Genomic DNA, 12,855 nt, shown 5'->3' on the forward strand with positions numbered 1-12,855 from the left:
GAGAGACCCATGGCACGACTCGCAGGCCGCAGCACCGGCACCGCACCACGCAGCATCGACGTGGCGCGGCTGGCGGGCGTCTCGCAGAAGACGGTGTCCAGGGTCATGAACGGTGAGCAGTACGTCTCCGGCGACGTGCGCCGACGTGTTCAGGAAGCCGCTGAGACCCTCGGCTACCGGCTCAACCACGCCGCCCGGGCCCTGGCCTCGGGCCGGACCCGGTCCATCGGCGTGGTGACGCTCGGCACGGCGCTCTACGGCCCCGCCTCGCTGCTGATGGGCCTGGAGCGGGCCGTCCGCGACACGGGATACACGCTCCGCGTGGTCAACACGGTCGAAGGCGACGCCGCGGGCATCGCCGGCGCCGTCGATTCGCTCCTCGACCAGGGCGTGGACGGCATCGTCATCTCCGAGCCGATCGACGAGGAGGGCGACGCCGACCTCGCCATCCCCGCCGACGTGCCGTTCCTGGTCCTCGGGGCGCCGCCGCCGTTCACCGTCCAGCGGGTGGTGACCGCCGGGCTCGTCGCCCACCAACTGGCCCGGGCCGTCACCGAGCACCTGCTCGGCCTCGGCCACCCGACCGTCCACCACCTCGCCGGCCCGCAGCGCTGGTACGCGGCCAGGGACCGGATGGAGGGCTGGCGGGCGACGCTGGCCGCGCACGGCAGGCGCGAACCGCCTGTGATCGCAGGCGACTGGTCGGCCGCCTCCGGATACCGGGCAGGACGCGAGATGGCCGAGGACCACGACGTCACGGCGGTGTTCGCCGCCAACGACGACATGGCCATCGGACTGATCCGCGGCCTGCTGGAAACGGGCCGACGGGTACCGCAGGACATCAGCGTCGTCGGCCTGGACGACATACCGCTGGCCGCCTACGTGACCCCGCCGCTGACGACGGTGCGCCAGCCGTTCGACGCGACGGCCCAGGACGGCCTCAAGCGTCTGGTGCACGCCATCGAGAACCCGGACTCCGACCCCATCCCGGCGGAGGACCCGCCGGTCAACCTCGTGGTCCGCTCCTCGACGGCGCCCCCGCCGAACCGCACGACCGCGTCCGCCCGGACGGCCCCCGCGCCCCGGAGGACCACGGTCTGACCGCCGGGCGCCCGCACCCTGTTCCCCGATCACGATGGGAGACCAGCCCACCCACAGCCCACAGCGCGCCACGCTCATCCGCCTCTCCCCCCACACCCGCACCCCGCACCCGAGTGCGCGAGCCGGCCCGGCCGTATCCGGTCGTCGCCGCGCCCACTCACCAGCGCGGGGCCCGGACACCGCTCCCAGAGCCGTCTGTCCGGGCCCACGCCCCCTCTCGCCTCCTCGGGCGTGAGCCCTTCTGCCGGCCGACGAGCGTGAGGCGCTCGGCCCCGCGGGGAATCCACACCCCGCCGGTCCCGCCGTCCCACCTGTCGAACCCGGCCTGCAGACGCCCCGACAGCACGTCGCCCTGTGCGCCGATTTCCCTACGCCCTCTGCGGAGTCCACCATGTCCGAATTCCTCTCAGCCGCCTCCTCTGCACCCCTGAACCGCCGCGGCTTCCTCGCCGCGACCGGAGCCCTGACGCTCGCGAGCGCGCTCTCCGCCTGCGGCGGCGGTGACAGCGGCTCCGGCGGCTCCTCCGCCAAGGCGGTCAGCCAGGCCGACATAGACAAGGCCATGAAGACGCCCACCGAGCTGACGTTCTGGACCTGGGTCCCGAACATCGACAAGGAGGTCGCGCTCTTCCAGCAGAAGTACCCGGCCATCAAGGTCAAGGTGGTCAACGCCGGTCAGGGCACCCCGCAGTACACCAAGCTGCGCACGGCGCTGAAGGCCGGCAGCGGCGCCCCCGACATGGTCCAGATCGAGTACCAGGCGATCCCGACGTTCACGATCACCAACAGCCTTCTGGACCTCCGGCCCTACGGCGCCGCCGCGTTGAAGAACACGTTCGTCGACTGGACCTGGGGGCAGGTCAGCGGCACGAACGGCGAGGTGTGGGCGATCCCGCAGGACACCGGCCCGATGGGGATGCTCTACCGGCAGGACATCTTCGACAAGCACGGCATCGCGGTCCCCACCACCTGGGACGAGTTCGCCGCCGCCGCCCGCAAGCTCCACAAGGCCGACCCCGACGTCTACCTCACCAACCTCGCCGCCAACCAGGTCGCCGCCTGGCACGGTCTGCTGTGGCAGGCGGGCGCCAAGCCGTACGTCACCTCCGGCAAGAGCGACATCACCATCAGCGTCGACGACGCCGTCTCGCAGAAGCTCGGCGCCTACTGGGGCGGCCTGGCGAAGGAAGGGGTCATCGGCGTCGAACCCGACTTCACCGACTCCTGGTACGCCGCGCTCAACAAGGGCAAGTACGCCACCTGGATCACCGCGGCCTGGGGCCCCGTCTTCCTCTCCGGCTCCGCCAAGGCCACCGCGGGCAAGTGGCGAGCGGCCCCGCTGCCGCAGTGGGACGCGTCCAAGCCGAGCTCGGGCAACTGGGGCGGTTCGACCACCGCCGTCATCCGGTCCACCAAGAACGCCATCGCGGCGGCCCAGTTCGCGAAGTTCCTCAACAGCGACCCGGCCAGCGCGAAGATGTTCGCCACCGAGCAGTTCTTCTTCCCCGCGACCAAGGCCCTGCTCGCGGACGCCTCCTTCGTGGGCGACGCGCCGGCCTTCTACGGCGGTCAGAAGGTGAACCAGGTCTTCGCCGACATCAGCTCCACGGTCAGCTCCTCCTTCCAGTGGCCCCCGTTCCTCGACCAGGCGGCCACCGACTGGACCGAGACCGTCGGCAAGTCCCTGGCCGACGGCGCCGACACCGCCCGCGCGCTCGGGACCTGGCAGTCGAGGCTCACCACGTACGCCAAGAAGCAGGGCTTCACCGTCAAGGGCTGACGGACCGCCGGGTCCCGCTCCGCGGCGCGGGACCCGGCCCGGTTCCCGCCCTCCCCTCGCCACCCTGCACAGCACCATCCTCTTCTCAGAAAGGGCCGATGATGACCGCCACACCCACGGCCTCCCCCAAGGGCCGACGTCGAGACGGGCCGGGACGCCCCGGGCGCGGCGGCGCGAGCCGGCGCCGGTCAGCAGGGCCGCTGTTCGTCGCACCGTTCATGGCGCTGTTCCTCCTGCTCTTCCTCGCGCCGCTCGGCTACGCCGCCTACCTCAGCCTCTTCCAGGAGCGGCTGATCGGCGGCACCGCGTTCGTCGGCCTCGACAACTACACGCAGGCCCTCACCGATCCGCAGTTCCTCCACGGCGTCGGCCGCGTGGCGCTGTTCTTCGTGATCCAGGTGCCCGTGATGCTGCTGCTGGCACTGCTGTTCGCGCTCGCCCTCGACAGCGGCCTGCTGCGGCTCGCCCGGGTGATCCGGCTCGGCATCTTCGTGCCGTACGCCGTGCCGAGCGTGGTGGCCTCGCTCATGTGGGGCTATCTGTACGGCCCGGACTTCGGCCCGTTCGCCCAGATCGCCCGGAAGATGAGCCTGCCCGTCCCCGACTTCCTCAGCGACGGCTGGATGCTCGGCAGCCTGGCCAACATCGTGACCTGGGAGTTCGTCGGCTACAACATGATCATTCTGTACGCCGCGCTGCGCACGATCCCGACCGAGCTGTACGAGGCCGCGGCCATGGACGGCGCAGGCGCCTGGCGCATCGCCTGGTCGATCAAGATCCCCGCCCTGCGCCCTGCGCTCCTGCTCACCCTGCTGTTCTCCGTCATCGGCAGCTTCCAGCTGTTCAACGAGCCCAAGCTGCTGATGAACATCGCCCCGGACGTCATCACGAGCTCCTACACAGCGAACCTCTACGCGTACACGCTCGCCTTCACCGGCCAGCAGGTCAACTACGCGGCCACGGTCTCCTTCCTCCTCGGCCTCGTCATCGTGATCGCCTCCTACGCCGTCCTGCTCACCGCGAACCGCAGGAGGACCCCGTGACCGCCCTCACGCACCCGGACACCGTCGCACCGGCCGACGAGCGCACCGGCGGAACGAGCCGCGGCAGGCGACGCCGGCCGTCGGGCCGCCGCCGCAGCACCCCGCTGACCATCGCGATGCTGGCCGCACTCGCCTACTTCCTCCTCCCGCTGCTCTGGCTGCTGATCGCCTCGACCAAGAGCACGCAGGACCTGTTCAACACCTTCGGCCTGTGGTTCTCGCACGCTCCGCAACTACTGACGAACCTCGGGGACACCTTCGCCCAGGACGACGGCGTCTTCATACGATGGCTGCTCAACACGGTCGTGTACGCGGGCGTCAGCGCGGTCGGCGCCGCGCTCCTCGCCGCCGCCGGCGGTTACGGCTTCTCCAAGTTCCGCTTCCGCGGCGACCGCACCGCCTTCAACCTGGTCCTCGGGGCGGTCATGGTGCCGACCACGGCCCTGGCGATCCCGACCTATCTGCTCTTCGCCAAGGCGGGCCTGGTCAACACCCCGTGGGCGATCATCCTGCCCTCCCTCGTCAACCCCTTCGGCCTCTACCTGATGCGGGTCTACGCCGAGGACGCAGTCCCGGACAGCCTCCTCGAGGCCGCCCGCATCGACGGCGCCGGCGAGGCCCGGATCTTCTTCCGCATCGTCCTCAGGCTGCTCAGCCCCGGACTGGTGACCGTCCTGCTGTTCACGCTGGTCGCGACCTGGAACAACTACTTCCTGCCGTTGATCATGCTGAACGACCCGGACCTCTACCCGGTCACCGTGGGCCTCTCCTCGTGGGCGGCCCAGGCGCAGAACGGCGGGGCGGGCGCCAGCAGCGACATGTTCGCCCTCGTCGTGACCGGCTCCCTGATCTCGATCATCCCGCTCGTCGTGGCCTTCCTGCTGCTCCAGCGGTACTGGCAGAGCGGCCTCGCCTCCGGCGGCGTCAAGCAGTAGCCCGCACCCCTCACCCCACTCCACGTCTTCCCGGAGGTTTCCCCCCATGGCGGCTCTGCCTGCCCGTGTCCTGTTCGGCGCCGCGTACTACCACGAGTACACGCCCGCCTACGATCCCGAACTCCGCCCGGACGAACGGCTGAAGACCGACCTGGACCTGATGGCGGAGGCGAACTTCAACGTCATCCGGGTCGGCGAGTCGGTCTGGTCGACCTGGGAGCCCAGCAACGGCAGCTTCGACCTCGACTGGCTCCAGCCCGTCCTCGACGGCGCCCACGAACGTGGCATCTCCGTCATCCTCGGCACCCCGACGTATGCGGCACCGCAGTGGCTGGCCCGCCAGTACCCGGAGATCACCGCGGAGCGTGCCACCGGGCAGCGGATGGGCTGGGGCGCCCGACAGGAGATCGACTTCACCCACCCCGCGTTCCGCTTCCACGCCGAGCGGGTGATCCGGAAGATCACGGCACGCTACGCCGACCACCCGGCGGTCATCGGCTGGCAGGTCGACAACGAACCGGGCCTGCACCTCTTCCACAACCGCGGTGTCTTCCAGCGGTTCGTGGACTGCCTGCGGGAGAAGTACGGCGACGTCGAGACCCTGAACCGCGAGTGGGGACTGGTCTACTGGTCGCACAGGCTGTCCGACTGGTCCGACCTGTGGACGCCCGACGGCAACGAACAGCCCCAGTACGACGTCGCCTGGCGGGAGTTCCAGGCTCGCCAGGTCACCGAGTTCATCGGCTGGCAGGCCGACATCGTCCGCGAGTACGCCCTCGACGGGCAGTTCGTCACCACCTGCATCTCGTACACCCGCCAGGGGGTGGCCGACGACGAGCTCGCCGCCCGTCTCGACATCGCCTCCGGCAACCCGTACTACGACATGCAGGACGGACTCCTGCTCCCCGACCCCACCCCCGACACCCACGAGCAGGTCTGGAAGACCACCGGCGTCTGGTCGATGTACCAGACCGCCGACTGGATGTTCTCCTCCCGCCAGGAGCCCTTCCTCGTCACCGAGACCAACGCCCAGAGCATCGGCTTCCCTTGGGACAACCGGCCGGGCTACGACGGCCAGTGGCGCCAGGCGGCCTGGGCGCACGTGGCGCGCGGCGCGCGGATGATCGAGTACTGGCAGTGGCAGACCCTGCGCTTCGGCGCGGAGACGTACTGGGGCGGCGTCCTCCCGCACAGCGGACGGCCGGGCCGCACGTACGCCGAAGTGGCCCGTCTGGGAGCGGAGTTCGAGAAGGCCGGCCCGCTGGTCGCCGGTCTCGAACCCGATGCCGACATCACGATGGTCTACTCGACGCCGAGCAAGTGGCTGATGCAGAAGTACCCGCCGCTCGCGACGCCCGACGGCGAACCGGACGCCGCCGCCTACCACCGACTCTTCGACCCCTTCTACCGCGGCGCCTTCGACGCGCGCCGCCAGGTGCGGATCGTGCACGCCCGACAGCTGGGGGACCTGACCTCCGAGGAGGCCGTACGCCGTCACCCCGTCCTCGTCGTCCCGGCTCTGTACGTCGTCGACGACGCCACCCTCGACCGGTTGGCGGCCTACGCCCACGCGGGCGGCCACCTGGTGCTCGGACCCCGTACCGGCTACGCCGACCACGAGGCCAGGGCCCGGCTCACCCCGGCCCCCGGCCGCCTCGCCGACGCCGCGGGGGCGACGTACGACGAATTCAGCAACCTCCAGCAGGAGGTCCCCGTGCACAGTGCGCCCGGCAGCCCGCTGCGGCTCCCGGAGACCGCCGCCGCGACCCGGTGGATCGAGTGCCTGAACGCCACCGACGCCGAGGTGCTCGCCGGGTACGACCACCCGCACTTCGGCCGCTGGCCCGCCGTCACCACCCGCCGTCACGGCACGGGCCGGGTCACCACCGTCGGCACGGCGCCCGGACGCGACCTCGCCCGGGCGCTCGCCGAATGGCTGGCCCCCGCCCCGAGCCACGCGTGGCGGGACCTTCCCGAGTCGGTCACCGCGACGACCGGCGCCTCTCCCGACGGCCGTCGGGTCCACATCGTTCACAACTGGAGCTGGGAGCCCGCACACGCGACCGTGCCGGCCGATCTCTCCGACGTTCTGGACGGCACGTCCGTTCCCGCCGGCGCACGGCTGGACCTCGGTCCGTGGGACGTCCGCGTGCTGGTCACCGCAACACCGTGATTTCCCCGAAGGAGGGGCAGTGAAGAGAAGAACCACAGCAAAGGCGCTGGGCAGCTCCATCGCGGCGGCGGCACTGCTGGCCGGCTCCGTGGCCGGCGCGCAGGCGTACAACCCCACGGGCGGCACCATGTACCAGCTGGGCAGTGAGCCGTGCCTGAAGGGGCGGGGCAACTGCGCGGTCTACCCGAAGTCGGCCGAACTCCCCGGCGGACGGCTGGTCGCGTCGTTCGAGAAGTCGACGGTCGTGACGTCGTCGGGCAGCGCGGCCGGACAGACCCTCCCGGTCTACAAGAGCGACGACGACGGAACGAGCTGGCAGCCGCTGTCGGAGGTCAAGGCGCCGGCGTACCTCTCCAAGGACCCCAAGTACGCCAAGTACACGAGCAACTGGACCAACCCGTACCTGTACGTCCTCCCGCGGAGCGTCGGCGGGATGAAGGCCGGCACGCTGCTCCTGGCGAGTGTCGTCTCCGGTGACGACGCCTACTACAAGGAGCACAAGGCGGCCGACCCGAACTGGACCCCGTCCAACGACGGGGACCGCAGCGATCTGGCCATCGCCCTGTACTCCAGCACCGACGACGGCAGGACCTGGAAGATCCAGAACGTCGTGGCGACCGGCGGCCGGCAGGGCGGCAGCGCGGGCGCGGTCGGCCAGAACATCGCCGCCGCCAACACGTACCGGCAGGTCGACCCGCTGTGGGAGCCGTACCTGATGGTCTACAAGGGCAAGCTGGTCTGCTACTACTCCGACGAGAACGACTACGTCGGCTTCGACCCGGTCACCGGCGTGCCCCGGAAGGACCCCGCCGACGACACGGCCACCGACTCGCACGGCCAGATCCTCGTGCACCGGACCTGGGACGGCAGGAGCACCGACTGGAGCGACCCCGTCGTCGACGTCTCCGGATCCGTCCAGGACATGGGCGGCGGCAAGACCGAGATCGGCGGCGGCCGGCCGGGCATGACCAACATCGTGCCCACGGCCGACGGCAAGTGGATGCTCACCTTCGAGTACTGGGGCGGCGGGGCGAACACCCGCTACGTCATCGCCGACGACCCGCTGAAGTTCTTCAAGGGCAGCCAGACGGGCATGTCGGTCGGCTCGCTGCCGGTCGTCGCCGGTTCCCGTCCGCTCGCCGGCGGCGGCAGCCCGGTGCTGATCCGGCTCCCCGACGGGCGCCTGGTCTACAACGCGGCGAACAGCGGCAGCGTCTGGGTCGACGACAGCGGACGCAGCGACGGTGTGTGGACGGAGTACCAGACGACGTCGCCGGCCGGCTACAGCCGCAACCTCCAGTACGTCGACGGCACCGGCCGCGTGGTGATCCTCAACAACCAGGGCACGTCCACGATCGCCTACGCCGAGGTCGACCTCGGTGAGTCGGCGGGCGCCTACTACCGGCTGGTCAACCGCAGGACCGGCCAGGTGATCGGCACCGGCAACAGGACGAACGACGCGAACCTCGGCAACGGGAACACGCCGGACGTGGTCCTGGAGGACTCCGGAGCGGCGGCGATACAGGACACCCAGTACTGGCATGTGGTGACCGAGCCCAACGGCGGTACGACCCTGCTGAACAAGTCCGGCGGTCGCGCCGCCGCCATCTGGACGGGCAAGGCCACCGCCGGGCAGCGCATCGGCCAGTGGGTCGACGACAGCTCGACGGGCAGCTGGACCCTCGTCAAGAGCTCGGACGGCTACTACAGGCTCCAGGCCGTCAAGAACACGAGTCTCTTCCTCACAGGCGCCTCCACGTCGGCGCCGCTGACCCTCCAGACGGCGGCCGACGACGGCTCGCAGGACTGGAAGCTCGTCCGCTAGCCACCGGTGGTCCGGCAGCCGTGCCGGACCACCGGATGTCTGCCGTTCGACGGTCGCCGGCCGGGACCGGGCGGCGAGGTAGGAGCCCGTGCGGTCCTCGGGGATGCCGGACAGCGGGGCGACCCGGGGCGGTCTCGCAGGTACGCGGAGCCGCCGCCCGCGGACGGGACGCCGACGCTCCCCCGTGGAGGCGCCGGCGTCCCGGTCGGGTCAGTTCGTCAGGCGGAAGGTGGCGTCGCTGCGTCCCGTCGCGGTGGTGATCGGGTCGAGCTTCAGGTAGTAGGCGTAGTGGCGGATGTAGTGGTCGGGGTGGTTGTAGGACTGGAACGACGACCAGCTCGGGTCGGCGAGCCCGGCGACCTGGCGGAAGGTGGCGTCGGCGGCGAACTGGGCGGTGCCGTCGTTGTGGACCAGCTGGAAGTCGTAGTTGGCGTGGCGCAGGAAGTAGCCGGGGAAGCTCACCGACTCGAAGGAGACGGTGCCGGTGCCCGCCAGGCCGGGCCGCATCCGGAACTGCGCGTCGGGGCCGGTGGCGTTCTGGTCGATGCGCACGTCGAAGTTGACGTGCTGCACGTACCGGTCCTGGAAGTTGTACGACTGGAGCCGCTGGGCGGGGGTGTTGGGGAAGCGTGCGAGGACGCGGCTTTCCTCGGCGGCCGTCAGGTTCATGATCCAGCCGTGGCGCTTCTTCGTGCCGCCCATGTTGTAGCTGCTCGAAGCCTGCTTCTGGTAGGAGGCCGGGTTGGCCGGGTCGGTCGTCAGGACCGGCATGTATCCGCCGCTGGAGGCGTACTGGTCGAGGTAGAGGGCCCACTTGTTGGTGCCGTTGAACTTCATCCACATGGGACCCTCGACCATCGACCCGGTCAGGCCGACGCCGGAGAGGTCGCCGAGGTTCGTCCAGGCGCCGAGGATCGAGTTGCTGCCCTCGAGGGTGATCTGCCCGTCGCCGGAGGCCCGCACGTAGCGGTAGGCGCCGACGCCCGACGGCATCTCGATGATCTGCGTGTCGATGATCTCCTGGGCGCCGGGGCGCTCGATGTAGGTCTGGGGGGTGGTGATGGTGTGGAAGTCGCTGGTGCGGGCGTAGTAGATGCGGTGCTTCGTCTTGCCGTTGAGGGGCACGTTCGTCGCCCAGTACAGGACGTAGTCGTTGGTCTGGGGGTCCCAGATCGCCTCGGGGGCCCAGGCGTTGCGCCCGTCGGGGATCGCGCCGGCGACGTTGAGCAGCCACGGCTGCGACCAGGTGGCCAGGTCCGTCGACTCCCACACCACCAGGTTGCGGCTGCCGTTGTTGATGGAGGAGTCCCAGGTCTGCCCGCAGCTGATGCACAGGTCGGTCGCGATGATCCAGTACTTGCTGCCGTCGGGGGATCTCACGAGTGCGGGGTCGCGCACTCCCTTCGTGCCGACCGTGGAGCGCAGGACCATGGCGCCGCCGTTGAGGTCGTTCCAGTGCAGGCCGTCCGTGCTGTGCGAGAGGTACATCTGCTGGTTGGTCGACCCCTCACCGGTGAAGTGCACCATCAGGTAACCGGGGTCGGCGGCCGCCGCCTGCTGAGGTGTGGTCAGGGACTGGGAGGTGAAGAAGAGGCCGACGGCGACCAGTATCGCCGCGAGCCGGGTGAGAACCCTTGACATGCGCGCTTCCTGTCTTTCTGCGGGTGCCGGGACGGGGGTGCAAGCGGGGTGTCAGGCGTGTGGCCGCGGGAGCCGGCCGACGAGCTGTTCCGTATCGGTGGATGCGGGAGCGCTCATGACGGAGGCCTCCTTGCTTCACACCGCGGAGCGGGGGTCGGAGGCGGGCCGGAGGTTCCGGCGGGCCCCACCTGGTTCGAAATTGCGAACATTGTTCGTGAATTCGGCAAAAGTTAAAGGGAGGTAAACGTGGGTGTCAAGAGGGGAGATGTCAGGAGAATCGGCGTTCCTCCCCTCGTCCTCGGGACGGGTCGTGCGGTGGACTGGTGCGGCGGGGTGGTGCGGCGGAGTCATGTGCAGGGGTCGTGCGCAGGGGTCCTGTGCAGGGGTCCTGTGCACCGGAGACGCGCCGACGCGTCGCGCATAACGAAAATCGCCGAACGGAACCGGGCGCGCGGTGGGACCTGGAAGCGACCCGAGCAGAACCTCCGGGTTTGCTCCTGGCACACTGTCGCCCGCGACAGATCGGCAAGGCGACGGGGCAGGTGAGGCGGGGTGCGCTCGCGGGACGCGCAGGAACGGCCGGACGTCGCCGTCGTCACGGCGGCGCGGGCCGGGGACCGACAGGCCTCGGAACAGCTCGTACGGGACTGTCTGCCACTGGTCTACAACATCGTCGGGCGCGCGCTGGACGGCCACAGCGACGTCGACGACGTGGTCCAGGAGACGATGATGCGGGTCCTGGACGGGTTGCCCGGGCTGGAGCGGCCGGATCGGTTCCGGTCCTGGCTCGTCGCCATCACCGTGCGGCAGATCCGTGACCGGTGGCGCAGGGGGCGGACCTGGCCGGCCGCGGATCCCCTGGAGGAGAGCGTCCACGACACGGACCCGCAGGCCGACTTCTCCGACCTGGTGGTTCTTCGGCTTGCGCTGTCGGGCCAGCGGCGGGAAGCGGTGGAGGCGACCCGCTGGCTGGAGGACGAGGAACGCGAGGTGCTCGCGCTGTGGTGGATGGAGAGCGCCGGTGAACTGACCCGCGGCGAGCTCTCGGCGGCCTGCGGCCTCACACCGCAGCATGCCGCCGTCCGGATCCAGCGGGTCAAGGAACGGCTGGAGACGGCGCGCGCCGTCGTCCGGGCCGTCACCGCCTCGCCGCGCTGCCCGGACCTGGCGGCCGCGCTCGGTTCGTGGGACGGGCGGCCGTCCGGGCTGTGGCGCAAGCGGCTGTCGCGCCATGTCCGGGACTGTCCGCAGTGCTTGTCGCGCTCGTCCGACCTGATACCGGCGGAGGGGTTGCTGGCCGGCCTCGCGCTGGTGCCGGTGCCGGTCGGCCTGGCCGGGCTGGTGCTGGCCGGGATGCCCGGGGCGGAGTCGGCCGGGGCGGCCGCCGGCGCGGGCACGCGCGCGGCGGGCGGTGCGAGCCGTACGGCACGGACGATCGGCAGGCTGGCCGCCAAGCCCGCGGCGGCGGCAGCCGCAGGCGCCGTCACGCTCGTGGCTGCCGGAGTGGCCTGGTACGCGGTCACGGGGTCGCACGAGCCGGCCCCGCGGCCCGCCGTCGCGGCCCCGCTGCCGTCCACGGACCCGTCCGTGTCGTCGTCGCCGAAAGAGCGCGCCGTGCGGACGCCGGCGCCGACACCCACACCCACGTCGACGCCGACAGCGGCCCCGGCGTCGGCCGAGGACCGGGTCTCGGGGCGGCGTGCCCTGCGGTCGGTCGACAGCCCCGGCGACTACGTGAGCCGGTCCGGCCGGTTCGGCGCCCTGGGCCCGGTCGGCGCCACCAGCTCCGCGACCGCCCGGCAGGCGGCCACGTTCACCTTCGTCCCCGGCCTCGCCGACCCGCGCTGCTACTCGCTCAAGGACGCCACGGGCAGGTATCTGCGGCACTACGCGTTCCGCATCCGGCTGGACGCCGACGACGGATCCGCCATCTTCCGGAAGGACGCCACCTTCTGCCCCCGCTCCGGTTCCACGGCCGGTTCGGTCTCCCTGGAGTCGTACAACTACCCCGGCCGCTACCTCCGTCACCGGGACGACCTCCAGCTGTGGCTCGACCCTTCCGAGGACACGGCCGCATACCGGGCAAGTCGCTCCTTCGTCCTGGTGAAGCCCTGGACCTGACGAAGCCCTGGACGTGACGAAGCGCTGGGCCTGAAGCCGAACGACCCCGCTGTGCAGGGCGCGTGACGCGCAACCGGGACCGGACAGCCGCACCGGAAGGAAGTCGTTCGACCTATCGGACATTGTTCGTAAAGTATTGACGTCGACTCGCGGCTCACTTCACACTCACGCAGCGCGATTGTCATACGGGCGGCACGTCAGCACCTCGGCCGAGGACGTGAACCCCCTTCTCAGGC

At 70.6% G+C, this 12,855-nt stretch carries 8 protein-coding genes; 7 read left to right on the plus strand and 1 reads right to left on the minus strand.

The features are described from left to right. Positions 1 to 9: 9 nt before the first annotated feature. From ACN6LD_RS00630 to ACN6LD_RS00655, 6 genes are all read left to right on the plus strand, one after another. Positions 10 to 1,101 (plus strand): LacI family DNA-binding transcriptional regulator, encoded by a 1,092-nt coding sequence (locus tag ACN6LD_RS00630; RefSeq protein WP_445042178.1) that lies wholly within the window; start codon positions 10 to 12, stop codon positions 1,099 to 1,101. A gap of 391 nt (positions 1,102 to 1,492) precedes the next feature. Further along, on the plus strand, positions 1,493 to 2,881 hold the full coding sequence (locus ACN6LD_RS00635) for an ABC transporter substrate-binding protein (protein WP_319193224.1): 1,389 nt from the start codon (positions 1,493 to 1,495) through the stop codon (positions 2,879 to 2,881). A gap of 98 nt (positions 2,882 to 2,979) precedes the next feature. Next, positions 2,980 to 3,924 (plus strand): carbohydrate ABC transporter permease, encoded by a 945-nt coding sequence (locus tag ACN6LD_RS00640; RefSeq protein WP_415924926.1) that lies wholly within the window; start codon positions 2,980 to 2,982, stop codon positions 3,922 to 3,924. Further along, on the plus strand, positions 3,921 to 4,859 hold the full coding sequence (locus tag ACN6LD_RS00645; protein WP_319193227.1) for a carbohydrate ABC transporter permease: 939 nt from the start codon (positions 3,921 to 3,923) through the stop codon (positions 4,857 to 4,859). Before ACN6LD_RS00640 ends, ACN6LD_RS00645 begins: the two co-directional genes overlap by 4 nt. A 46-nt stretch (positions 4,860 to 4,905) precedes the next feature. Next, positions 4,906 to 7,032, plus strand: coding sequence for a beta-galactosidase (locus ACN6LD_RS00650; protein WP_445042179.1), 2,127 nt, complete (start codon positions 4,906 to 4,908; stop codon positions 7,030 to 7,032). 127 nt (positions 7,033 to 7,159) lie between these two features. After that, complete coding sequence (locus ACN6LD_RS00655) at positions 7,160 to 8,857, plus strand: RICIN domain-containing protein (RefSeq protein ID WP_445042304.1); 1,698 nt, start codon at positions 7,160 to 7,162, stop codon at positions 8,855 to 8,857. Between the two features lie 210 nt (positions 8,858 to 9,067). On the opposite strand, the gene ACN6LD_RS00660 is transcribed toward ACN6LD_RS00655, so the two are convergent. Further along, positions 9,068 to 10,498 carry a glycoside hydrolase family 43 protein gene (locus ACN6LD_RS00660; RefSeq protein WP_319193230.1) on the minus strand — a complete coding sequence of 477 codons (1,431 nt, stop codon included), beginning with the start codon at positions 10,496 to 10,498 and terminating at the stop codon, positions 9,068 to 9,070. Positions 10,499 to 11,050: 552 nt separating this feature from the next. Here ACN6LD_RS00660 and ACN6LD_RS00665 point away from each other — a divergent pair. Then, complete coding sequence (locus ACN6LD_RS00665; RefSeq protein WP_445042180.1) at positions 11,051 to 12,619, plus strand: sigma-70 family RNA polymerase sigma factor; 1,569 nt, start codon at positions 11,051 to 11,053, stop codon at positions 12,617 to 12,619. The last annotated feature ends 236 nt before the right edge of the window (positions 12,620 to 12,855 follow it).

It is taken from the genome of Streptomyces sp. SAS_272 (assembly GCF_052543235.1).

Coding starts and splice junctions, on each gene's coding strand:
- ACN6LD_RS00630 (WP_445042178.1), top strand. CDS start 10: ATGGCACGACTCGCAGGCCGCAGCACCGGCACCGCACCACGCAGCATC.
- ACN6LD_RS00635 (WP_319193224.1), top strand. CDS start 1,493: ATGTCCGAATTCCTCTCAGCCGCCTCCTCTGCACCCCTGAACCGCCGC.
- ACN6LD_RS00640 (WP_415924926.1), top strand. CDS start 2,980: ATGATGACCGCCACACCCACGGCCTCCCCCAAGGGCCGACGTCGAGAC.
- ACN6LD_RS00650 (WP_445042179.1), top strand. CDS start 4,906: ATGGCGGCTCTGCCTGCCCGTGTCCTGTTCGGCGCCGCGTACTACCAC.
- ACN6LD_RS00655 (WP_445042304.1), top strand. CDS start 7,160: ATGTACCAGCTGGGCAGTGAGCCGTGCCTGAAGGGGCGGGGCAACTGC.
- ACN6LD_RS00660 (WP_319193230.1), bottom strand. CDS start 10,498: ATGTCAAGGGTTCTCACCCGGCTCGCGGCGATACTGGTCGCCGTCGGC.